This is a genomic window from Pseudomonas sp. SLFW (assembly GCF_009905615.1).
Taxonomy (GTDB): Bacteria; Pseudomonadota; Gammaproteobacteria; order Pseudomonadales; family Pseudomonadaceae; genus Aquipseudomonas; species Aquipseudomonas bambusae.
The window spans coordinates 24341-48882 of sequence record NZ_JAAAKW010000021.1 but is presented as its reverse complement, the minus strand read 5'-3'; the positions used below and the strand labels follow the sequence as shown (position 1 = coordinate 48882).

General features: G+C 61.4%; 18 protein-coding genes. 17 read left to right on the top strand and 1 reads right to left on the bottom strand.

The genetic code is table 11. The annotated features are described in order from the left end of the window. Positions 1 to 156 precede the first annotated feature (156 nt). The gene (locus tag GVN17_RS25370) at positions 157 to 1968 is read left to right on the top strand and encodes a flagellar hook protein FlgE (protein WP_166598031.1); all 1812 of its coding nucleotides are present in this window, start codon (positions 157 to 159) and stop codon (positions 1966 to 1968) included. Between the two features lie 88 nt (positions 1969 to 2056). On the opposite strand, the gene GVN17_RS25365 is transcribed toward GVN17_RS25370, so the two are convergent. Beyond that, positions 2057 to 2236 (bottom strand): hypothetical protein, encoded by a 180-nt coding sequence (locus GVN17_RS25365; protein ID WP_166598030.1) that lies wholly within the window; start codon positions 2234 to 2236, stop codon positions 2057 to 2059. A gap of 272 nt (positions 2237 to 2508) precedes the next feature. On the opposite strand from GVN17_RS25365, the gene GVN17_RS25360 reads away from it, so the two are divergent. The 16 genes from GVN17_RS25360 to GVN17_RS25285 all read left to right on the top strand — a co-directional run bounded on the left by GVN17_RS25360 (position 2509) and on the right by GVN17_RS25285 (position 24524). Next, positions 2509 to 3249 (top strand): flagellar basal body rod protein FlgF, encoded by a 741-nt coding sequence (locus tag GVN17_RS25360; RefSeq protein ID WP_166598029.1) that lies wholly within the window; start codon positions 2509 to 2511, stop codon positions 3247 to 3249. A gap of 47 nt (positions 3250 to 3296) precedes the next feature. Beyond that, positions 3297 to 4085 (top strand): flagellar basal-body rod protein FlgG, encoded by a 789-nt coding sequence (gene flgG, locus GVN17_RS25355; RefSeq protein WP_166598028.1) that lies wholly within the window; start codon positions 3297 to 3299, stop codon positions 4083 to 4085. A 109-nt stretch (positions 4086 to 4194) separates the two neighbouring features. Then, positions 4195 to 4908: a flagellar basal body L-ring protein FlgH gene (gene flgH / locus GVN17_RS25350; RefSeq protein WP_166598027.1), complete on the top strand. Its 714-nt coding sequence runs from the start codon at positions 4195 to 4197 to the stop codon at positions 4906 to 4908. A gap of 13 nt (positions 4909 to 4921) precedes the next feature. Then, entirely contained in the window at positions 4922 to 6034 is a 1113-nt protein-coding gene (locus tag GVN17_RS25345) for a flagellar basal body P-ring protein FlgI (RefSeq protein ID WP_166598026.1), read from the top strand. Between the two features lie 10 nt (positions 6035 to 6044). Further along, entirely contained in the window at positions 6045 to 7304 is a 1260-nt protein-coding gene (gene flgJ / locus GVN17_RS25340; protein ID WP_166598025.1) for a flagellar assembly peptidoglycan hydrolase FlgJ, read from the top strand. A gap of 10 nt (positions 7305 to 7314) precedes the next feature. Beyond that, entirely contained in the window at positions 7315 to 9408 is a 2094-nt protein-coding gene (gene flgK / locus GVN17_RS25335; RefSeq protein WP_166598024.1) for a flagellar hook-associated protein FlgK, read from the top strand. A 13-nt stretch (positions 9409 to 9421) separates the two neighbouring features. Next, entirely contained in the window at positions 9422 to 11026 is a 1605-nt protein-coding gene (locus GVN17_RS25330) for a flagellar hook-associated protein 3 (RefSeq protein WP_166598023.1), read from the top strand. 119 nt (positions 11027 to 11145) lie between these two features. Further along, positions 11146 to 14745: a glycosyltransferase gene (locus tag GVN17_RS25325; RefSeq protein WP_166598022.1), complete on the top strand. Its 3600-nt coding sequence runs from the start codon at positions 11146 to 11148 to the stop codon at positions 14743 to 14745. A gap of 497 nt (positions 14746 to 15242) precedes the next feature. Beyond that, complete coding sequence (rfbF, locus tag GVN17_RS25320; RefSeq protein WP_166598021.1) at positions 15243 to 16016, top strand: glucose-1-phosphate cytidylyltransferase; 774 nt, start codon at positions 15243 to 15245, stop codon at positions 16014 to 16016. Next, positions 15998 to 17080 (top strand): CDP-glucose 4,6-dehydratase, encoded by a 1083-nt coding sequence (gene rfbG, locus GVN17_RS25315; protein WP_166598020.1) that lies wholly within the window; start codon positions 15998 to 16000, stop codon positions 17078 to 17080. Before rfbF ends, rfbG begins: the two co-directional genes overlap by 19 nt. After that, positions 17077 to 17637: a dTDP-4-dehydrorhamnose 3,5-epimerase family protein gene (locus tag GVN17_RS25310; protein WP_166598019.1), complete on the top strand. Its 561-nt coding sequence runs from the start codon at positions 17077 to 17079 to the stop codon at positions 17635 to 17637. The genes rfbG and GVN17_RS25310 overlap by 4 nt, the downstream gene beginning before the upstream one ends. Beyond that, positions 17634 to 18857 (top strand): class I SAM-dependent methyltransferase, encoded by a 1224-nt coding sequence (locus GVN17_RS25305; RefSeq protein ID WP_166598018.1) that lies wholly within the window; start codon positions 17634 to 17636, stop codon positions 18855 to 18857. Before GVN17_RS25310 ends, GVN17_RS25305 begins: the two co-directional genes overlap by 4 nt. After that, positions 18854 to 19975, top strand: coding sequence for a DegT/DnrJ/EryC1/StrS aminotransferase family protein (locus tag GVN17_RS25300; RefSeq protein WP_166598017.1), 1122 nt, complete (start codon positions 18854 to 18856; stop codon positions 19973 to 19975). Before GVN17_RS25305 ends, GVN17_RS25300 begins: the two co-directional genes overlap by 4 nt. After that, complete coding sequence (locus tag GVN17_RS25295) at positions 19972 to 20637, top strand: acetyltransferase (RefSeq protein ID WP_166598016.1); 666 nt, start codon at positions 19972 to 19974, stop codon at positions 20635 to 20637. The genes GVN17_RS25300 and GVN17_RS25295 overlap by 4 nt, the downstream gene beginning before the upstream one ends. A 173-nt stretch (positions 20638 to 20810) precedes the next feature. After that, on the top strand, positions 20811 to 21545 hold the full coding sequence (locus GVN17_RS25290; protein ID WP_166598053.1) for a cephalosporin hydroxylase family protein: 735 nt from the start codon (positions 20811 to 20813) through the stop codon (positions 21543 to 21545). A gap of 51 nt (positions 21546 to 21596) precedes the next feature. Beyond that, complete coding sequence (locus GVN17_RS25285) at positions 21597 to 24524, top strand: TIGR00180 family glycosyltransferase (RefSeq protein ID WP_166598015.1); 2928 nt, start codon at positions 21597 to 21599, stop codon at positions 24522 to 24524. Positions 24525 to 24542 lie beyond the last annotated feature (18 nt).

Here is a 24542-nt window from a genome sequence, read left to right as displayed (position 1 = left end):
ACTCCATAACTGGAAATTTCCTACGTTCGTCAATGGGAGAATCGAATTCGCCCGCAAATCAATGCCATTGAACCGGAGCCGTTCGATTGCATTCATTTGCCCGCGAAACCCAATGCATTGACGAACGTGTCGTGAAAAACGACTCAGGGAGAGTTCATGTCATTCAACATCGCGATCTCCGGATTGAACGCCGCGCACAAACGAATGGAAGTCGCCGGCAACAACATCGCCAACGTCGGCACCACTGGCTTCAAATCATCCCGAGCGGAATTTTCCGCCCTCTACTCATCCTCTGCATTTGGCGGCAGCCGTACCGCGGTCGGCGACGGTGTGCAGCTGGCCAACGTCAGCCAGGACTTCGCCGAAGGCGGCGCGCTTTCCGGCACAGGCAAGCCGCTGGACATGCGCATCCAGGGCAAGGGCTTTTTCGTCATGAGCGACAACGGCGCCGTCAGCTACACCCGCTCCGGCGCCTTCCATGCCGATGCCGAAAACTACGTCATCGATGCCCATGGCAGCCGCTTGCAGGGGTATGCGGTGAACGCCGATGGCACCGTCATCAGCGGTGTGCGCGGCGATCTGAGAATCGAGGGCGGCAGCATTGCGCCCAAAGCGACGAGCCGCATTGAGCGCACGTTGAATCTGGACGCTGCCGAAGCGTCCCTGGCGGCAATTCGCACGTTCGATGCCAATGATCCGACGACCTACACGCGCATGACCACCCGAACCATCCAGGACGCTGGCGTGCCCGAGGTCAAGGAGGTGAAGGGCAAGGACGCGAATGGCAACGACCTCATCATCACCCACGCGCAGCCAGCGATCCCGCCGCAGGACCATGCGCTCAACCAGTATTTCGTGAAGCTCGACGACAACACCTGGACCTCGTATCTGCTCATCGATGGCGTGAACCCTCTGGACCCGTCCAGCTTTGCGCCGCTGGAGGTGGGGTTGCATCAGTCGTCCCTCGGCCGGTTGTCGATGACCGGCGCCAGTGCTGCGGTGAGCGTGACCAGCGACACCGAGTTGTCGCTGCAGGGCTGGCGGCCGGCGATTCAGGTCAACGGCAGTTGGGTGCCGAGCCAGGCCGCCAGCGGCGGGCCGGTCGCTTTGCCGCTGACGGACGCCACTGGCCCGATGCTCAACCCGGCCGATGGGGCGATGGCGCGTCCGGTGCCGACGTTCGACCCTGCGGACCCCACGACCTACAACAAGGCCTGGACGGCGGGCATTTTCGACAGCCTCGGCAATCAGCACCTCCTGACTCAATACTTCGTCAAGGACGGCAACAACAGCTGGAAAACCCACCTCCTCATCGATGGTCGCAATCCGCAGGACCCGGCACGCACCGATCCCCTGACGGCCAGCGTGCTGTTCGGCAGTAACGGTGAGATGCGTTCGCTGGTGGCCGGGAACGGTCTGACGGTCGCCGACCATAAACTGACGCTCAGCGGCTGGGTGCCTGGCAGGCCGCTGGACGCCGGAAAACCGGGAGGGCGCTGGGGTGCAAACGGGGCGACGGCCGATGCAAGTGGCATCGTGATCGACCTGGGCAAACTGACTCAGCATCAGACCGCGTCGGCCAGCGCCAATCTGGTGGTGAACGGTTATGCGGCGGGAGAGGCGAACCAACTGTCCGTCGACAAGAGCGGCGTCATCAGCATGAATTTCAGCAACGGCCAACACCGCAAGATCGGTCAGGTGATGCTCGCCAGCTTCGCGAACGTTCAAGGCCTGACCCCGATCAGCAACACGCGATGGACGGAAAGCCATGCGTCCGGCGTCGCCAATTACGATGCGCCGGGCGCGGGGAATCTGGGAGGGATCGTCAATCAGTTGCTGGAAGGGTCAAACGTCAATCTCACCGATCAACTCGTGGAATTGATTCAGGCGCAGACGGCGTATCAGGCCAACTCCAAGACCCTTTCCACCGAGGCGGAGTTGATGCAGACGTTGATCAGGGCGACGTGAGTGAGAGTTGCCGCTGGATTTGCGACGTGACGGTATGTGTCGACCGGCCGCCATTCACACAGGTTCTACGGTGTGTCAGGTCCAGGGTTCACATCGAACAATCCGCCTTCACGAACGCGCCACTGATCCGGGTCCAGCCCTTGCCGGGGCTGGTCTGGGCGCAGATCGTCGTGTGTTTCCCCTGCCACCAGTAATAAGACGCCGGGGCCGCAATGGCTGCGGCCGAAAGGGAGGCGAGGGTAAGGAGGAGGGCGAAGCGCAGGCGCATGACAGATTCCTGTGGGCAAAAGGCCGATGGGGCAAGTCGCTGCAATTATCGCTCCGGTCGCGAAATTTTTTTGGCGGCGTCCGGGCAGGTTTGCATCGAAAGTGGCGGTCCACCGTCGCGGTGAAAATCTGAGCCTTGGCCAAAGTCCGCTCGCGGCCAATAACCATTGGTGAATCAGCACTTTGTATCACGCCTGAAAAACTGGTTCGATTATTGCTATGACCTCATCAGTACAGCTACAGGCGGCAAGCGTCTGTCGGAGGAGGAAGACTGTGGACAAGTTGCTTTACGTGGCCATGAGCGGAGCGTCTGAAAACGCCATCGCGCAAAAGGCCCATGCCAACAACCTGGCGAACGTCTCGACCAACGGGTTTCAGCGCGACCTCGAACAGGCGCGCTCGATGCCGGTGTTTGGCGAGGTGAACCCGTCGCGCGCCTATGCGATGAGCGAGCGTCCGGGCACCGACTTCAGTCAGGGTTCGATGATCGACACCGGTCGCGAACTCGACGTTGCCGTCAAAGGCAATGGCTGGATGGCTGTTCAGACCGCCGACGGCGGCGAAGCCTACACCCGCACCTCCAGCATGAACATCGACGCCCTCGGCGTGCTGCGTGATGGCAATGGTTTGCCGGTCATGGGCAACAGCGGGCCGATTGCCGTGCCGCCTCAGCAACAGATCGAAATCGGCGCCGACGGCACGATCAGCGTCCGCTCGCTGGGTGAAAGCCCGCAAGTCATGGCGCAGATCGACCGCATCAAGTTGGTGAAGCCGGACCTGGCCAACATGGAAAAAGGCCCCGATGGCCTGATGCACACCAAAGACGGCAAACCGGCGCAGGTCGATGCCGATGTGCAAGTGGAATCCGGATTTCTGCAGTCGAGCAACGTCAACGCCGTCGAGGAAATGACCTCGGTCCTGGCGCTGTCCCGTCAGTTCGAACTGCACATCAAAATGATGAAGACCGCCGAGCAGGACGACGAGTCGATGGCTCGCGTCTTGCAAATGGGCTAATGACTGACAGCTTGCGCCGACAATCAGGCGCTTGAGGAGATAAACGAATGCTTCCGGCACTCTACGTAGCGAAAACCGGTCTGGCCGCCCAGGACACCAACCTGACGACCATTTCGAACAACCTGGCCAACGTCTCGACCACGGGCTTCAAAAGTGATCGCGCCGAATTCCAGGATCTGCTCTATCAGATCAAGCGTCAGCCAGGCGCGCAGTCCACTCAGGACAGCGAACTGCCATCGGGCCTGCAATTGGGTACGGGTGTGCGCATCGTCGGTACGCAGAAGAATTTCACCGCCGGTAGCTTGCAAACCACTGACCAGCCGCTGGACATGGCGGTCAATGGCCGTGGTTTCTTCCAGATTCGCCAGCCCGACGGCACCGTGGCGTACACCCGCGACGGTACTTTCCACCTGGACCAGAACGGCCAGATCGTGACCTCTAACGGCTATGCCCTGGAGCCTGCGATCGTCGTTCCACAGGATTCGCAGACCTTTACCGTCGGCGAAGACGGCACCGTGTCGATCACGACCTCGGCCAACACGGCGACGCCGCAGATCATCGGCAACATCCAGACCGCCGACTTCATCAACCCGGCTGGCTTGCAGTCCCAGGGCGGCAACCTGTACCTGGAAACCGCTTCCAGCGGCGCGCCACAAGTCGGTACGCCAGGCCTGAACGGTCTGGGCGTGGTCAAGCAGAACACCCTGGAAAACTCCAACGTCAGCACCGTTGAAGAGCTGGTGAACATGATTACCACTCAGCGCGCCTACGAGATGAACTCCAAAGTGATCTCGACCGCCGACTCGATGCTGCAGTACGTGACGCAGAACCTGTAACTGGCTTTTTGAACGGAATCTGAACCACCTGATGTCCTGCGACGAAACACCTGATCAATCCGATGGGGCGCCTGAAAAACGCCTGCTACACCGCGAGGTTTTAAGTGTCATGAAACGGCTTTTTGTATTGCGGCTTTCCCTGTTGGCAGCACCGCTTTGCGGTATCGCGCTGTTGACCGGTTGCGTTGCGCCTTCGGCCAAACCCAATGACCCTTACTACGCGCCGGTGTTGCCACGAACGCCGCTGCCTTCGGCGGCGAACAACGGCTCGATCTATCAGGCCGGTTTCGAGCAAAACATGTACGGCGACCGCAAGGCTTACCGGGTCGGTGACATCATCACCATCACCCTGTCCGAGCGCACGGCAGCCAGCAAGGCGGCCAGTTCCGGTATCAGCAAGACCAGCAAGACCAGCCTGGGCCTGACCTCCCTGTTTGGCGCCGGTGTCAGCACCAACAACCCGGTGGGTGGGGGCAGCCTCAGCCTGGACGCCGGTTATGAAGGTGACCGTGCCACCAAGGGCGACGGCAAGGCCGCACAGAGCAACAGCCTGACCGGTTCGATTACCGTGACCGTGGCCGACGTACTGCCCAACGGCATTCTGTCGGTGCGCGGCGAGAAGTGGATGACGCTCAACACCGGTGACGAGCTGGTGCGCATTGCCGGCCTGATCCGCGCCGACGACATCGCCACTGACAACACCGTTTCGTCCACACGCGTGGCCGATGCACGGATCACATATGCCGGTACAGGTGCGTTTGCCGATTCCAGTCAGCCAGGCTGGTTCGACCGATTCTTCCTCAGCCCGTTGTTCCCTTTCTGATAGCGGGATAGCCATGATCACGTTCAAGCAACTGATAGCGGCCGCGTTACTCTCCGTCACGGCGGTGGGTGCCGTACAGGCCGAGCGTCTGAAGGACATCGCCAGCATTTCTGGCGTGCGGACCAACCAATTGATCGGTTACGGCCTGGTGGTGGGGTTGAACGGCACGGGTGACCAGACCACCCAGACGCCGTTCACCTTGCAGACCTTCAACAACATGCTGTCCCAGTTCGGCATCAAGGTGCCGCCGGGATCAGGCACCGTGCAGCTCAAAAACGTCGCGGCCGTGGCGGTGTATGCCGACCTGCCGCCGTTTGCCAAGCCCGGGCAGCAAATCGACATCACCGTGTCCTCTATCGGTAACTCGAAAAGCCTGCGCGGCGGCAGCCTGTTGATGACCCCGCTCAAGGGTATCGACGGCAACGTGTATGGCATCGCCCAAGGCAACCTGGTGGTGGGCGGTTTTGACGCCGAAGGCCGCGACGGTTCGAAGATCACCGTCAACGTTCCGTCCTCGGGTCGTATTCCTGGCGGTGCGTCGGTGGAACGTGCGGTGCCGAGCGGTTTCAATCAGGGCAATTCGCTGACCCTGAACCTGAACCGCAACGACTTCACCACGGCCAAGCGCATCGTCGACAAGATCAACGACATGCTCGGCCCTGGTGTCGCTCAGGCCGTGGACGGCGGTTCCGTGCGTGTCACGGCGCCGCTGGACCCCAACCAACGCGTCGATTACCTGTCGGTGCTGGAAAACTTGGAAATCGATCCGGGCCAGACCTCGGCCAAAGTCATCATCAACTCGCGAACCGGCACCATCGTCATCGGCCAGAACGTGAAAGTGTCGCCTGCCGCCGTGACCCACGGCAGTCTGACCGTGACCATCACCGAAGACCCGGTGGTCAGCCAGCCGGGTGCGTTCTCCAACGGCCAGACCGCCGTGGTGCCGCGCTCGAAGATCAACGCGCAGCAAGAGCTGCACCCGATGTTCAAGTTTGGTCCTGGCACCACGCTTGACGAGATCGTACGCGCGGTCAACCAGGTGGGCGCGGCCCCCGGCGACTTGATGGCGATTCTCGAAGCCCTGAAACAGGCTGGCGCTCTGCAAGCCGACCTGATCGTGATTTAAGGGAGCAGGCATGAGTATTCCCAGCGGCGGTACGAGCAATGTCGATTCCGGGGCGTACACCGACCTCAATCGTCTGACCGCCATGAAGCACGGCGACCGTGACAGCGAAGCGAACCTCAAGAAGGTGGCGCAGGAGTTCGAGTCGCTGTTCGTCAGCCAGATGCTCAAAGCCATGCGTTCGGCCAACGAAGTGTTGGCCAAGGACAACCCGATGAACACCGCGGCGACGCGGCAGTACCAGGACATGTACGACCAGCAGTTGGCCGTGAGCATGTCGCGGGAGGGCGGCGGTATCGGTCTGCAAGACGTGCTGATGCGTCAGCTGTCGAAAATCAAGTCCGGCACCGTGCCGCCTGCAGGCACCGATGCGACCTCCGCCAAGGCAGACGCGGCGCCTGCGCAGACCGGCCTGGCGACCCACATTGCCCAGCGCCCGCTGTGGGCCACCCGCTCGGTGGCCAAGGCAGACACGTCTGCCGAGGGCACGCCGCACAATGACGTGGCCGCGCTGAATGCCCGTCGTCTGGCCTTGCCGAGCAAACTGTCCGACCGGATTCTGGCGGGCATCGTCCCGAACACCGCCGGAACCCAGGATGCCGCCGCCAGCGCGACCACCCTGAAAAACCGAATTGCCGTGTCCAATGCCGTCGCCGCCGCCAAAAAGGCTGGCAGCAATGGCGACTGGACCATCGGCCCGGAATACACCGCTCAATCCGACGCCTACGTACGCAGTCGGGTGCAGACCCCGCTGGCGCCGGCCAAGGCCGCGTTCGCCAACGCCGACGATTTCGTCAACACCATGCTGCCGCTGGCAAAGGATGCCGCCGCCCGCATTGGCGTCGATCCGACCGTGCTGGTGGCCCAGGCCGCGCTGGAAACCGGCTGGGGCAAATCGATCATGCGCCAGTCCGATGGCAGCAGCAGTCACAACCTGTTCGGCATCAAGGCGCAGAGCGGTTGGCAAGGGCCTGAAGCCCGCGCCATCACCAGCGAGTTCCGTGACGGCAAGATGGTCAAGGAAACGGCGGACTTCCGTTCCTACGATTCGTACGCAGACAGTTTCCACGACCTGGTGAGCTTCCTGCAGAACAACAATCGCTATCAAGCCACGCTCAAATCGGCCGATAACCCGGAACAGTTTGTGAAAGAGCTGCAAAAGGCCGGTTACGCCACGGACCCGGGCTACGCCAGCAAGATTTCTCAAATCGCGAAACAGATGAAGAGTTACCAGAATTACGCAGCCGCATCGGGCTCTTCCACGACTTTATAAGGTTTGAACCATGTCACTGATCTCAATCGGGCTTTCAGGGCTGAACGCCAGCAGTGCAGCGATGACCACCATCGGCAACAACACTGCCAACGTCGATACGCTGGGCTATTCGCGCCAGCAAGTGATGACCACGGCCAGCGCGCAGCAGAATATCGGGGTCGGTTTCATCGGCACCGGTACCACGCTGTCCGACGTGCGTCGGATCTACAACAGCTACCTCGACACCCAATTGCAGACCAGTACGTCGCTCGACTCCGATGCGCAGGCGTACCTTGGCCAGGCCAGCAAGCTGGACTCGCTGTTGTCGAGCAGCTCCACCGGCATCAGCTCGGTGTTGAGCACCTTCTTCAATAACCTGCAGGCGCTGTCGAACAAACCGACCGACTCGGCGGCGCGTACCAATTTCCTGACCAGCGCCTCGGCGTTGTCTGCGCAGTTCAATTCGATCTCGTCGCAGATGAAGGACCAGAACGCGAACATCAACACCCAGATGTCCGCCGTGGCCGGTCAGGTGAACTCGCTGGCGGCCTCGATCGCCGACATGAACAAGCAGATCACTCAGACGCAAGCCCTGGGCGGTCAGCCGAACACGCTGCTGGATGCCCGTAACGAAGCGGTGCGTCAGCTCAACGGTCTGGTGGGCGCCAAGGTCGTCGAGACCAACGGCAACTACGACGTTTACATCGGCACCGGTCAGCCTCTGGTCACCGGCACCCAGGCCAACACCCTGAGCGCGGTGCCCAGCGACACCGATCCGACCGCGTACGCGCTCAAGCTCAACTACCAGAACAGCAACGTCGATGTCTCCAGCGTCGTGAGCGGCGGTACGCTCGGTGGCTTGCTCCGCTATCGCAGTGACGTGCTGCAACCGGCGGCCAGCGAACTGGGCCGCATGGCCGTGGTGGTGACCGATCAGGTCAACCAGCAACTGAATCAGGGTGTGGACGCCAACGGCCAGTTCGGCGCCAACCTCTTCAAGGACATCAACGACCCGAGCCTGACTATCCAGCGCTCGATTGGTAACAAGAATAACGACCAGAGCTCCGGCATCCTGGCCGTTAACATCACCAACACGGGTGTGCTCAGTACCGGTAATTATTCGGTGACCTTTGGTCCCGGCGCTGCAGGTACTCCCGCCACAACCTACACCGTGAGGGCGGCCGACGGCTCCAGCCTGGGCCCCTACAACATTGCCGATCCGGCGCCTGACGCGCTGACCAAGGGCTTGGGATTCTCCCTGGCGTTCAATAATTCGAGCAACGGCACGACCCCGCCGGGCACGTTCAAGGTGGGCGATAGCTTCCAGGTCAGTCCGACCAAGACGGGGGCCGATGGCATCAAGACCGTTCTCACGGACCCGAAAGCCATCGCGGTCGCCGCCCCCCTGACGGGTACTGCAGGCGCGAGCAACGATCAGTCCGCCAGTTTCACCCAACCGACGCTGGTCAATCACGCGGACATCTACAACCCGACCGCGACCGCCGATCTGCGTAATGCGATTACCGGTGCCACACCGATGCGACTGTTGATGGGGGCCGTCACCAATGGCGCCCAGGCCTACTCGCTGGTGGATGCAAACGGGAACGCAGTCAAGGACAAAAACGGCGTCGCCATCACCGGCAATATTGTGCCGGGTACGAAAAACGACATCACCCTGAACGTGGGCTACACCGACAGCGCTCCAAGTGCGCAGTCGTTCACGATCGGCCTGTCGATTTCGGGCTCGCCAAAGGCAGGCGACACCTTCAGCATCGCGCTGACCGGCGCTGGTTCTTCGGACAACCGCAACGCCGAGTCCACTCTGGGCCTGCAAACCAAGCAGACCATTGGCAACAGTGCGAACAACGGCACCGGCACCAGTATCAGTGGCGCCAACAGCAACATGATCACCGCTGTCGGCTCCAAGGCCAGCCAGGCCAAGGACGACGCCACGGCGACCACCGCCGTGCTGACCCAGGCCAAGAGCGCTCGCGACAGCGTGTCTGGCGTGTCCCTCGATGAAGAAGCGGCCAACCTCGTCAAGTACCAGCAGTACTACACCGCGTCGTCGCAGATCATCAAAGCGGCTCAAGCCATCTTCAGCACGCTGATCAACAGTCTTTAAGGAGTCGTAATTCATGCGTATCTCAACGACCCAGTTTTACGAAACCAGCGCGTCGAACTACTCGCGTACTTACGCTAACGTTGTCAAGACCGGCGACGAAGTGGCCAGCCAGGTCAAGCTCAACACCGCAGGTGATGACCCGGTGGGCGCGGCCCGTGTGCTGCAATTGCAGCAAATGGGCACGATGCTGAACCAGTACAAATCCAACATCGACAACATCAACACCGGTGTGGTCCAGACCGAGACGGCATTGACGTCGATCACGTCGGCCATCCAGCGTGCCCAAGACCTGGTGCTTCAGGCGGGCAGCGCCACCTTTACCGACAAGGACCGTCAGGCCAACGCTGCGGAACTCAGCTCCCTGCAAAGCCAGATTCTGGGCCTGATGAACAGCAAGGACGCCAACGGCTCGTACCTGTTCTCCGGCTCGAAATCCACCACGCCGCCGTATGTGGTCAACCCTGATGGCACCTACAGCTATCAAGGCGACCAGACACGCAACATGCTGGCGATCGGCAGCGGCATTTCCATGGCGAGCAATACCACTGGCTGGGATGCGTTCGAGCAGGCGGTCAATACGACCCGTACCTCGTCAACCCTGACTGCGGGTGCCGATGACGGCGTGATTTCCCTGTCCGGCGGCGTTGTCGCCAACGACGCCACCTACGACAGCAAGTTCACGGCGGGTCAGCCGTACAAGATCAGCTTCACCAGCAGCACCCAGTACCAGATCCTGGACAAGAACAATACAGACGTCACCGCCGAAGCGACCTCGGTCGGCAAGTTCGACTCGTCCTCCGCTGCAGGGCAGACCATTGGTTTCCGCGGGCTGGAACTGACGCTGAACATCAATCTGACCGACGCACAGAAAGCCACGACCACAACGGCAGACGCCGCCGTGAGCAATCACACCTTCACCTTGGGCGTGACCCCAAGCTCGGTCAGCACCGCGCGCCTGCCGACCAACTCGTCGGCCAGCACGGTGATCACCTCGTCTCAGGTCACCGATCAGGCGACTTTCGACAAGATTTTCCCGAATGGCGGTGCGATTCTGCGCTTTACCGGGGCCAACACCTTCGATTTGTATGCCGCACCGTATGACCCGGCCAGCACCCCAGTGGTCACCGGTGGCTCGTTGACCGGCACGCCCGTGGCCAACCAGGCCGTTGCGGCGGGTGTGACGTTCACCTTCAGCGGCTCCCCGCCTGCGTTGGCGGATGGCGACCAGTTCACCGCCAACTCGTCGACCCGGCAGACCGAGAACATCCTCAACACCCTGTCGACCGTGATCACGGCGCTCAACGGCAAAGTGGACGGCGATCCGGTGGCCACGCAGAAACTGCAAGCCACCCTGAACTCGACCATCGGCAACCTGAAAAGCCAGGCCAACCAGGTCAGCGACGCGGTCAGCGATGGCGGCGCCCGTTCAGCCACCGCGACCGATCAACGCGTCACCAACCAGAACCTGCTGGACAACGGCACCACCGAAGCCGGGACCATCACGGCCTCCGACCCGGTCGACGCCATTTCGCGGCTGACCCTGCAAAAAACCATGTTGCAGGCCTCGCAACTGGTGTTCACTCAGCTTTCCTCGCTGAACCTGTTCAGCAAGCTGTAATCGCCTGACCTCTGGCAGGGCCGACGATCAATCGGCCCTGCCAGCGCAGGACGTCAACCGTTATTGTCAGCGGTTCAGCAGGACAGACCCATTCTGCTTGCCGCCTGTGAGTCTTTCCCGTGAATTCAGCGCCTCTCGTCAGCATCGTCATTCCCGCCTACCACACACGTTTCTTCCAGCGGGCGCTGCAGGGCGCGCTGATTCAGCACTATGGCGCTGTGGAAGTCATTGTCTGCGACGATTCCCGGGGGGGCGAGATCCGCACCGTGTTCGACGCCCTGACGCAGGATTCCGCCGTGTCGGCGCGTTACGTGCGCAACCCCCAACGCCTGGGCTTCATTGGCAACCTGCACGCGTGCCTTGCCGAAGCCAAGGGTGAATTCATCAAGTTTCTGTGCGACGACGACCAGATTTTCCCGCAATCGGTGGGGATGCAGGTCGAGCAACTGGTCAAGCATGCCGACGTGAGCCTGGTGCTGTCGCAACGGTTGTTCTGGGACGCCGACGACATTCAGTTGCCGTCGCGTCTGGAGAACTCCCCGTTGTCGCCCACCAGCGCGATCTTCAAGGGCGAAGACCTGCTGAACATCGTCGAAATCTACCCGCTGAATTTCCTGGGTGGCCTGAGCAGTGCGCTGTTCCGCCGCGAAGACGTGTTGAATTATCTGCCAGGCCTGACCGTGCCGGGCCAGAGCTTCGCCGGGCTGCTGGACCTGGCGCTGTATGTCTGCATGATGCACCACGGCAATGTGGCAGTCCTGAACAACGTGCTCGGCGTCGAGCGCCTGCATGCGGAACGCCTCAGCCGCCAGCAGGCCATGCAGTCTTCGATTGAAACCGAGCAATCGTGGCTCCTTGAGATGATCAAGGCCCGCACCGGTGAGCCCTACCTGGGCAAAGGCTGGGTGCGGTACATGCCCTTCACCGACGACATGGGCGCCGAGCGCGATTGGCAGGAGCACGCGTTGTCTCGCTCACTGGGCACGCTGCAGACCACCCAGGGTTTGCGGGTGGGCACCAGCAGCGAAAGCTTCGCCGAACTGTATGAGCAGTGGCTCGCCTGCCGGACCTTGCGCGACGTGCAGCGCCAGCAACTGCCGAACCTCCTGATGCATTGGCCGTCGCGGCCGAAGATCGTTCCGGTGATCCTCGATGACACCGGCAGCCGCGCCAGCCTGGACACGACCCTGGAGAGCCTGAACGAGCAGCTTTATGCGCCGGAGCTGACACTGGTGCTGTCCAAGGACTGCACGTCTTCGTCGCTTGAGGGCCGCATCTTCACGATGCCGTTGCAGGATGATCCCTGGACTCAGCTCAACACGCTGTTGCCGCAACTGGACGGCGCGCAGTGGGTCTACCTGCTGCGGGCGGGCGACCGTTTGGTCAAGCCGGCATTGCTGATGTTGGCCGAGCGCATTGCCATGAACGACCGCCTTCGCTGTCTCTATTGCGATGAGGGCGCGTTGATTGATGGTGAGTCTGCGGAGCCGGTGTTCAAGCCTTCTTTCAACCTTGATCTGCTGCGCAGTTACCCCTATGTGGGCCGGTGCCTGGCATTCCAGCGCGACGCGCTGCTCCAGCATGGCGGCCTGGATGCCCGCTTCGGCGAACTGGCGCCCCACGACCTGCTCTGGCGCCTGGTCGAGGAGGGCGGGGCCGATGCCATCGGGCACCTGAGTGAACTGACCGTGGAGTCCCGCTTCCCACTGTCCAGGTGGTTGGCGCTGCCCGAGGTGGGGGAACACAACCTCGGCGTGGTTGAGGCCCATCTTCAACGCTGCGCGATTGCCAGCACCGTCGAACGGGACGTCAACCTGCCGCTGCTCAACCGTATTCGCTACCTGCATGACGACGAGCCGCTGGTGTCGATCATGATTGTCATCAAGGATCAGCTCGCGCCGTTGCAGCGCTGTGTGGAAAGCCTGCTGAACCTGACCGCTTATGGCCGCTATGAACTGCTCATCCTCGACAACGGCAGCGTGCAGTCCAACACCCTTGACTGGCTGGGAGAAATGGGCCAGCTGGACCCGTCTCGCCTGCAAGTGCTGACGTTCGCGGACGACACTGATCATGCAGCGCTGTATAACGCTGCCGCCGGGGAGGCACGGGGCGACTACCTGCTGCTGCTCAGTCCGTATTCGGTGGTGACTCACGGCAACTGGCTCAACGAAATGCTCGATCAGGCCCGTCGTCCCGACGTGGGCGTGGTGGGGCCGAAACTGTTCGGTCCGGATGGCAGTGTGGTGCACGCCGGGATGATTCTCGGCTTGCACGGCCCGGCCGGCATGCCGTTTCGCGGCGAGACGCTGCAGGCGGGCGGCTACATGCAGCGTCTGCAAGTGGTGCATGACTTGAGTGCGGTCGGCGCAGATTGCCTGATGGTGCGCAGGTCGCTGTTCGAGGGGCTGGAGGGGCTGAACGCGGCTGACTTCGGGTGCAGCCTGAGTCATGTGGATTTCTGTCTTCGGGTGCGTGAGTCCGGTCATCTGGTGGTGTGGACACCGCAAGCGCTGCTGGCGCGTGGCGCCCAGCCCGACGTTCCTTATGATGCCGAGCTGGCCAAGCGGCAGCATGAAGAAAACCGGCGGTTTTACCTGCGCTGGCTGCCGTGGGTCGCTCGTGATCCCGCCTACAATCCGAACCTGTCGCTGAAGAGCCTGGGGGCCGCAAGCTTTGGCCTGGACCCCGGCTTGAACAGCGGCTGGACGCCTTTTTCCGCGGCTCACCTGCCGAAGGTGCTGGCGTTGCCGATCAACGCCTCGGCCATCGGTCACTACCGCGTCACCGAGCCTTTGATTGCCCTTGAGTCGGCAGGCCGGGCGACGGGGGTGATCAGCTATGCGCAACCCGACCTGATCGAGGTCGAGCGTCATTCCCCGGACATCATGGTCCTGCAAGGCCGCTACAGCCAGACACGGGTGGATGAGATCGTCGAACTGAAAACCTATTCCAACGCGCGACGCATCTTCGAACTCGACGATTACGTGATCCACGTGCCGAAGAAAAACGAACACGTGCGGGGCATGCCGGACGAGCAGGAGATGGAGCGTCTGGTGCGCCAGGGTATTTCGTTGTGCGACCGGGTCGTGGTGTCAACGCAACCGCTGGCGGACGCGCTGTCGTCGATGCACCACGACATACGCGTGGTGCCGAACATGCTGACCCCGACCCTGTGGGACAGTCTGCGCAGCCAGCGGCGCACCAGCCGCAAACCGCGCGTGGGCTGGGGCGGAGGCACCAGCCACACCGGTGACCTGGAGATCATCGCCGAGGTGGTGCGCACCTTGGCGGATGAGGTCGACTGGGTGTTCTTCGGCATGTGCCCGCCTGCGCTGCGGCCTTACGTTCACGAGTTTCACCCGGTCATCCCGCTGGACATGTACCCGGCGAAACTGGCCAGCCTGAACCTGGACCTGGCATTGGCGCCGCTGGAGAAGCACATCTTCAACGACTGCAAGAGCAACCTGCGCCTTCTGGAATACGGCGCATGCGGCTACCCGGTCATCTGCACGGAAACGGCGGCGTATCAGGGCTACCTGCCACGCACCCGGATTTTGACCAACAGCACCGAAGAATGGCTGGACGCGATTCGCGGCCACCTGTCCGACCCGGACGCCAGCTACCGCCAGGGCGATGCACTGCGCGAAGTGGTCAAGCGCGACTTCATGCTGCGCGAAGACAACCTGCAGCATTGGGTGCATGGGTGGTTGGCGGATTGATGTTCACCCTAAAGCGCCTGTAACACCCCCTTCGCTGCCGTCGTCCCTCCGGCGTCTCCCACAGGCATCGCGGCGAGCCAGGACATTGCCAACGCAGAACCCCTGTAGGAGCGAATTTATTCGCGAGGGGCCGGTGCAGCCGACACATCTCCATCGACTGAACCGTTTTTCGCGAATGAATTCGCTCCTACAGTGGAACCCTCTCAAACGTGTTTGGCGTTGCCTCGGAATCGCCGCGCGCCGACGTTGCCAAAGCACAACACTCAACTCCCGAAAGACGCCGCCGGCAAGTGCCTGCATTCACGTCCAACCTGGCGTTTTTCCACCCCTGAAAAACTGGCGCGGTTCGTGCAAGTCCTCTGGATATCGCCATAAATCGTGCGTTGCGTGTGTCGTTTGTGCGAATCAAAGCGAAGGTCGGTTCAGTCGTTTGACGTTCGGGGCACACCCTTCGCGCTAGCGCGGCGGCGCGCTGTCGGGACAGGAGGAGTAGGCAGGTGAAGGCAATTATTCTGGCGGGTGGACTGGGGACTCGGATCAGCGAGGAATCCCATCTCAAGCCGAAACCGATGATCGAGATCGGCGGAAAGCCAATTCTCTGGCACATCATGAAGCAGTACTCCGCTCACGGTATCCACGACTTTGTGATTTGCCTGGGCTACAAGGGTTACGCGATCAAGGATTTCTTCGCCAACTACTTTCTGCACACCTCCGACGTGACGTTCGACATGCGCAATAACCGCATGGACGTCCACGAAAACTACAGCGAGCCCTGGCGCGTGACGCTGGTCGACACCGGCGAAGACACCCTCACCGGTGGCCGCCTCAAGCGCGTACGAAAGTACGTGGAAGACGACGAAGCGTTCTGTTTCACCTATGGCGACGGCGTTTCCGACCTGAACATCGGCGCGTTGGTCGATTTCCATCTGCAGCACGGCAAGCTGGCCACGGTCACCGCCGTGCAACCCCCTGGCCGCTACGGTGCGCTCAATTGCGTGGGCGACAGCGTCACCGGTTTCACCGAGAAACCACCGGGGGACGGCGGCTGGATCAATGGCGGCTTCTTCGTGCTGTCGCCCAAGGTCATTCCGTACATCGAACACGATATGACGCCGTGGGAAGCCGAACCGTTGACGCGCCTGGCGTCCGGGGGCGAGCTCAAGGCATTCGAGCACCAGGGCTTCTGGCACCCAATGGACACCTTGCGCGACAAGAACCACCTCGAAGACCTGTGGCAGCGTGGGGAGGCTCCATGGAAAAGCTGGGCGTGAACGCCAGCTTTTGGCAAGGCAAGCGTGTGCTGCTGACCGGCCACACCGGGTTCAAGGGCAGCTGGCTGTCGCTGTGGCTCGCCCGCATGGGCGCGCAGGTGACCGGCTTTGCGCTGGACCCCGGCACCGAGCCCAGCCTGTTCGAACTGGCCCGTGTCGACCAAGGCCTGAGCGACCAGCGCGGCGACCTGCGCGACCTGGGCGCCTTGCTTGATCTGATCGCCCGCACCCAGCCGGAAATCGTCCTGCACCTGGCCGCGCAGCCGTTGGTGCGTGAAGGCTACCGTGATCCGCTGGGCACCTATTCCACCAACGTCATGGGCACGCTCAATTTGCTGGACGCGATTCGCCAGGTGGGCGGCGTGCGCGCGTGCGTGCTGGTCACCACCGACAAGGTGTACGCGAATCAGGAGTGGCTGTGGCCGTACCGGGAAAACGAACCCCTCGGCGGTCACGACCCTTACAGCAGCAGCAAGGCGTGCTGCGAACTGTTGGCGCAATCCTACGCCGCGTCGTTCTTCCCCGCCGAAGGCTACGCCGAACACGGTCTGGCGCTGGCGACGGCGCGGGCGGGCAATGTGCTGGGCGGTGGCGATTTCGCCCCTGAGCGCCTGATCCCCGACGTGCTTAGAGCCTGGTCAGCCCACGACCCCGTGACCCTGCGCTACCCCCACGCTGTGCGACCGTGGCAACACGCGCTGGAGCCGCTGGCGGGATATCTGCTGTTGGCTGAGCGGCTGTATCAACACGGCCCGGAATACGGCGGTGCCTGGAATTTCGGACCGAGCGACGACGACATGTGTTCCGTCGGCGATGTGGTCGCGACCCTCGCCAGACACTGGCCGCAGGCGCCAGGCTTGCGCGTCGAGCCGAGCGACATGCATGAGGCCGGTTTGCTGCGACTGGACAGCGCCCGCGCCCGGCAGCGCTTGCAATGGAAACCCCGCTGGTCCCTCGAACAGTGCCTGAAGCACACCGTGGACTGGCACCTGGCCTGGAAACGCGGCGACGACATGCACGACTTCACTCAACGCCAACTGGCGTTGTACACGGAGGCGGCGTGAGCGAAATGCAGTTAGTCCCGTTGCCGCTGGCGGGCCTGTTCAGTCTTGATCATCGCCGTCATGCCGACGCCCGTGGGCAGTTCAGTCGTCTGTTTTGCGAAGGCAGCCTGAGTGCGTTTGGCCGTCCGTTTCACGTTCGTCAGATCAACCATTCCTGCACGGCGGAGCGGGGCAGCGTGCGCGGGCTCCATTACCAGACCGCTGCGCAGTTGGAGGCCAAGCTGATCACCTGCCTGCACGGTGAAGTGTGGGACGTGGCCGTCGACCTGAACCCTGACTCGGCCACTTTCCTGCACTGGCACGCCGAACACCTGGTGGCCGGTGACGGGCGTAGCCTGCTGATTCCCGCCGGATTCGCCCACGGTTTTCAGGCGCTGAGCGATGACGCGCAGCTGCTGTATCTGCACAGCGCCGACTACACCCCCGAGCATGAAGCCGGGTTGTCGGTGCACGACCCACGGCTGGCTATCCAATGGCCGTTGCCTGTCAAGAATCTGTCAGCCCGCGACGAATCCCATTCTTTTCTGACCCCATCCTTTGCCGGAGTGCGTGTATGAACTGCCGTGGCTGCGGCGCTCATTTGAGCCTGCCACTGATCGACCTGGGCACGTCGCCCCCGTCCAACGCCTACCTGCGTGCCGAGCAATTGACCCAGGCCGAGCAGTGGGTGCCGTTGAAGGTGGAAGTCTGCGAAGCCTGCTGGCTGGTGCAGACCAACGATTACACCAGCGCGCACAGCCTCTTCGACGCCGACTATGCCTATTTCAGCTCGTATTCCAGCTCGTGGTTGACCCACGCACAGCGCTACGTTGCGCAGATGGTCGAGCGCTTCGGTTTGAACGCCGACAGCCGCGTGGTGGAAATCGCCGCCAACGACGGCTACCTGCTGCAGTACGTCAAAGCGCGCGGTATCGCCTGCCTGGGTGTCGAGCCGACCCGCAGCACCGCCGAGGCCGCGCGAGCAAAAGGGCTGGAGATTCGCGAGGTGTTTTTCGGCAAGGACAGCGCCACGGCGTTGCGCGACGAAGGCTGGGCGGCCGACCTGATGGCCGCCAATAACGTGCTGGCCCACGTGCCGGACATCAACGATTTCCTCGCGGGTTTCGCGACCCTGCTCAAGCCGTCGGGCGTTGTCACGTTCGAATTCCCGCAACTGCTGACGCTGATGGCGGGCGGTCAATTCGACACCCTGTACCACGAACACTATTCGTACCTGTCGCTGACCGCTGTTGAAGGCCTGTGTGCGCGCAATGGACTTCAGGTGTTCGACGTCTCCGAGCTGCCGACCCACGGCGGTTCGCTGCGTGTGTTCGTGCAGCGTATCGACGGCCCGCAACCCCGTACGCCTGCCGTTGCGCAGCAGCTGGAAAAAGAGCTGAGCGCGGGCGTCAAGACGCGCGATTACTACGCCACGCTGGCGCCTGCCGCCGAACGCATCAAATTTCAGCTCCTGGACTTTTTGCTCAAAGCGAAAGCTGAAGGCAAACGTGTCGTCGGCTACGGTGCGGCGGCCAAGGGCAACACCTTGCTCAACTACGCCGGGGTCAAGGCCGACCTGCTCGCCTGGGTCGCCGACGCCAACCCCCACAAGCAGGGCAAATTCCTGCCGGGCAGCCGCATCCCGGTGGTGTCACCGGATCGCCTGATCGAAGAGCAGCCCGATTACGTGCTGGTGCTGCCGTGGAATCTGATCAACGAAATCACTGAGCAATATGCTGTCATAAGCCGTTGGGGCGGGCGCTTCGTCGTGGCCGTGCCGGAGTTGACCGTACGATGAAAAAAATTCACTACACCAAGCCCAGTGTGGGCGAACTTGAAGCCCAATACGTGCTCGATGCCGTGACGCATGGCTGGGGAGAACGTTGCTACGAGTACATCACTCGCTTCGAAAAAACATTTGCCGAACATTTGGGCGCGACTTACGCCATTGCCACCTCCAGTTGTACCGGTGCCTTGCACATGGGCATGGCGGCACTGGGCGTCGGCGCGGACGATGAAGTCATTCTGGGTAACACCAACTGGATTGCTTCGGCGGCGCCCATCGATTACCTCGGGGCCCGTCCTGTTTTCGTCGACGTGCTTGAAGACAGTTGGTGCCTGGACCCGCGGCAGGTCCGGGCAGCCATTACGCCCAAAACGAAGGCCATTCTCGCGGTGCATTTGTACGGCAACCTGTGCGATATGGACGCGTTGCTGGCCATCGGCGCCGAGTTCGGCATTCCGGTGATCGAAGACGCTGCCGAAGCCATCGGTTCGCAATGGCAAGGCAAGGCCGCCGGTTCGATGGGGGCTTTCGGCGCGTTTTCGTTTCATGGCACGAAGACAATGACAACGGGCGAGGGCGGCATGTTCGTCACCTCAGACCGTGCGCTGTACGAACGCGTCCTGACGCTCTCGAACCACGGACGTGTGGCGGGCAGTACGCGCCAGTTCTGGCCGGATTTCATCGGTTTCAAATACAAGATGAGCAACCTGCAAGCGGCCATAGGTTGCGCTCAAGTTGAACGCATCGATGAGTTGATCGAGCGCAAACGCGCGATTTTTAATCGATACGCTCAAGGGCTGCAAGGCCTCGCCGGCGTTTCGATGAATCCTCAGCCGGGGGACTCACGCAACGGCTACTGGATGCCCACGGTCGTCTTCGACGCGTCACTGGGCATTACGCGCGACGTATTGATCGACGCGTTCAAAGCTCAGGAAATCGATGCTCGGGTGTTCTTTTGGCCGCTGTCGTCTCTGCCCATGTTTGAGGGTAACCCCGGCGATACCCCAATCTCGTTTTCGTTGTGTGAGCGTGCGATTAACTTACCGAGCTATCACGACATGACTCACGAAGATCAGCAGCGAGTCATAGCGGTAGTCCGAGAGTTGATCAAGGCGAAGGAGCAGGCATGAAGATCTATCTCCTCGGTGCCAACAACCCCGAGGCCGTCCGTATGATCGGCGCGGTCAAGCAAGCATCTCCTGATGGGGAATTCGCGTTTCTTGATAATGATCCTGCCAAAAAAGGTATCTCATTTTTCGGCATTCCGGTTCTGGGGGGAGTTGAGCTGGTACCGCAATTGACGGGTGATGACGTGCGCTTCGTCAATCTGATCACCCGCGACTGTCTGACGCGCTTTGAAACTACTCGCCAGCTTTTGGAGGCGGGTGGTCAATTGACGAACTTTATTCATCCGACATGCAACTTGACCATGGTCAGCATGGGATTAGGCAACTACGTACAAGAAGGGGTGATCCTTCAGGCGCAAGTGAGTATCGGGGATAACTCCAGCCTGAGTGCTGGCTGCGTGATCGGTCACGAAACTTGCATTGGTAATTCGGTGTTTTTTGCGCCCGGCGTCAGCGTTGCGGGCTGTGTAAGTATCGCTGATGGTGTTTTTCTAGGGATCAATTCGACGGTTTTGCCCCGGTTGAAAATTGGTCGTTGGGCTGTTGTTGGCGCAGGTGCCGTGGTGACCCGCGACGTACCCGATTACTCAGTAGTGGTGGGAAATCCAGCCCGAGTGATCCGAGTGAATCCGATTTCACATAGCCTCGGCGTAGTGGCGAGATGAGAGGGCTGCTGTGCTGGTTTTGCGGTGAGGGCTGGTGTCATGATCACTCATTTGAAGTGAAACGACTGCGTTGAATATCAGTGTTCTGAATGCAACTGATGGATGAAGTAACCCACTATTTTTTACTCGGTCGCATGTTGCGCCGAGTTCTGGCTTTGATCGAGGTGATGCACATGTCAAAAACACCTGCGCAAATTTTTGAAGAAGAATGCCATGCTGAAATTACGATCCAGGGGAAGGATGAGAGCCTGGCCCGTGTGTCGCGCGAATTCTTCAACGAAACGGCTAAATTTAAATACTGCTATCACTTCTCTTGGATGGGGCGTCCGATCATCCAATATCCGCAAGACATCATCGCGATGCAGGAGATCATCTGGACGGTGCGTCCCGACGTGATCGTTGAGACCGGCATCGCTCACGGCGGATCGATTCTGTTTTACGCCTCAATGATGGAGTTAATGGGGCATGGTGAAGTGATCGGTATCGATATCGATATTCGAGCCCATAACCGCGATGCCATCGAGGCTCACCCTATGAGCCGCCGGGTTAGGATGATTCAAGGTTCCAGTATCGACGCTGCCATTGTCGAGCAGGTCCGTCGTCGCGTCGCCGGCAAGAAAGTGCTGGTGGTGCTGGACTCCAACCACACCCATGAACACGTCCTCGAAGAACTTCGCCTGTACGCGCCCCTGGTGGCGGTCGGCAGCTACTGCGTGGTGATGGACACCGTGGTCGAAGACATGCCGGCCGATGCCTTTCCGGACCGCCCGTGGGGCAAGGGCGACAACCCGAAAACCGCTGTGTGGGCCTACCTGAAGGAAAACGACGATTTCCAGATCGACTCTGCCGTCGATCACAAGCTGTTGATCACCGTGGCACCTGATGGCTACCTGCGTCGCGTACGCTGAACCGAATCCGATCCATCACGCCATATGAGCCGCCGGTAGTAGGAAAGAAACATGAAAGGCGATAAACATTTCGAAGCAGCAGCACCGCTTGACGCCCTGTTGACCATGGTCTTGATGACCCACGGGCGCCCGGCGTTCCTGCGCCGTGCCTTGCACTATTACGGCAGCCTGCCGTGCAAGATCCTGGTCCTGGATTCGTCGGCGCAAGCGCTCGATACCGAGTACACCCACTACCCCCACGTCGATTACCGGCACCTGCCCGAGTACAGCTATTGGGGCATACAGGCCAAGCTCGACTTCGGCGTGAGGCAGGTGACGACGCCGTACATGGTTTTCGCTGCGGACGATGATTTCGTCGTACATGAGGCGCTGTCCGACAGCGTTAATTTCCTCGAAGCCTTCGCCGATTACGGCATGTGCCATGGCTACTGCCTGATGTATTCGTCCCACGGCAACAAGGTGCATTACTTGCGCCGGGATAAGAAAGTCCATGAGGATTACGACAGCGAGCAGGCCCAGGACCGTATCCACGATTACTTTAGCCAGTACCTGCCGCCGTTCTACGCCGTGACTCGCACCTCGTTGATCCGCGACTGGTACGACGCCATGCCCGCCGGTACGGCGTTCGAGTGGCAGGAAGTCGGTCACGTGTATTACCTGCTGGCCCGAGGCAAGGCGCGGGTGCTGCCGATCCCCTATGTTGTGCGCGAAATCAACATCGGCCGCTCCGAACACAACACCGAGATCTACACCAAGCTGGCCGGGGTGGACGCGGCAACCGTCGCCGAACGGGAAGCCTTCGCCGGATTCCTGGCCGACGTCGCGGCGCCGCTGTTCGGCGTGCCTGCCCAGGAGGCGAGAGCGCTCACGCTGGACAGCTTCGACACCCTGGCCGAAAGCCTGCGCAGCCGGAACTCGCTGACGGCGGAGCATATTGTCAATTCCACGTGGACCGACTTCAAAGGCCAGCCAACGCGTCTGTTCGGCCCGCATCAATACGTAGAAATGCCGTTCTACAACCAGGCCTTTTTCGATCAGCTGACGGCTCAGGAATTCCTGTTGCACGCCATGCCTGCCGGGTATGTGCAACTGGCCGAACTCGAAGGCATCTGGGTGCGTCAGGAAGCGCTGTTGGCGACCCACGCCAACGATGTGCCGGAAACCGTGATCAACCGCCTGTGGGCCGCGATGGACCTGAACGCGTTCAACCGGCGTGTGGTCAAGCGCCTGGCGCAACTGCTGACCGAGCAGGACGCCGAGGAGGCACCGTTGATGAACGCCTGGGCCGAACGGCTCGCGGCAGCCCCTGACTACGACAGCCTTCGCCGGCTTGAGGCGATGCCCTCGGGCAAGCTTCTGAACTGGCTCCCAGCCCGTAACCCTGACGCCGCTGAAGCGTCGGCGATTGGCCGGTACCTGGCCGAGAAAGATGGCGGGCCCGTGTTCGGTCTGCTGTTGCTGGACCTGGAAGGCGACATGGACAAGCTGCAAGTGACGCTCGACAGCCTGGTCGAAGGGCACAGCAAGGCCTTTCGCGTGGTCGTGTTCACCACCGCCGAGCCACCAACGTCGACGACCTTCAGCAACACGCTGCATTTCGTCAAGGTCAGCGCCAGCAACTACGTCGACAAACTCAATCAGGCCGTGCGCCAGATGACCAGCGACTGGGTCATGCTCGCTGAAGTCGGCGATCAGTTCACCGCCTCCGGCCTGTTGCGTGCGGGCCTGGAATTGCTCGGCGCCGACGGCATTCGTGCGGTGTGCGCCGATGAAATCCTGCGTCAGCCCAACGGCGCGCTGATCCATCAGTTCCGACCGGGCGTCAACCTGGACCTGCTGCAAGGGTCGCCGACCGGGATGGCCCGGCACTGGCTGATCCGGCGTGAGGTGTTCATCGAAGCGGGCGGCTATTCCGCCGACTTCAAGAACGCGCTGGAATTCGACCTGCTGCTCAAAGTCATCGAACAGGGCGGCCTGGGCGGTCTGGCCCATCTGGACGAGCCGCTGCTGATCAGCGACGCGCCGCAGCTGGCAGATAACCCCCATGAGCGCATGGCGCTGGTCCGTCATCTGGGCGCGCGCGGCTACAAGGCGCTGGTCACCTTCGGTGAGGCCGGCACGCTGCAGATCGATTATCAGCACAGCGCACGCCCGCAGGTGTCGATCATCCTGCATGGCGCTGACGACCTGGACGCCTTGCAACGTTCGGTCACCAGTATCCTGCAGCGCACGCGCTACAGCGCGTACGAAGTGTTGGTGCCGGTGCATCAAGGCACCAGCGCCGCGATGCTGGACTGGCTCTCCAGCCGCGAGAAAGCGTCGAACCGCCTGCGCGTCATCCGTGACGACGGCGACCGCACAGGGCCTGCGCAACTCAACGCGGCAGCCCGTCAGGCCCAGGGCGAGTACCTGGTGCTGCTGGCCGCCAACGCCGAAATCGTCAACCCGAACTGGCTGGGCACGTTGCTCAACGGCGGCCTGCGGCCCGAGGTGGGCATCGTCGGCGCCAAATCGATCGACAGCACCGGCAAGCTGACTCAGGCGGGACTGATTCTGGGCATGAACGGCGGCGTGGGTTCACCCTTCGTTGGCGAGGAGAAAGATGCCCACGGCTACTTGCAGCGCTTGCTGGTGGAACAGAACTACAGCGCCGTTTCAGCGACGTGCCTGATGGTGCGCAAAGAACTGTTCGACGCCGTCGGTGGTCTGGATGAAGAGCAGTTCGCGCAAGGCTTTGCCGATGTCGACCTGTGCCTGAAGGTGGGCCAGGCGGGCTACCTGACCGTGTGGACCCCTCACGTGCAGATCGTTCATCCGGGCACCGTGCCTGATGCGCCCGGCGCATTGGCGGCGCTCAAAGACAAATGGGCCGCTTCGTTCGCCCATGACCTTGCCTACAACCGCAACCTGTCCCTGACGGGTAAAGGGTTTACCCTGGCAGCGCCGACCCCGGTGAATTGGGCGCAGTTGCTCGCTTAGGGCATCACGTAAAGGACA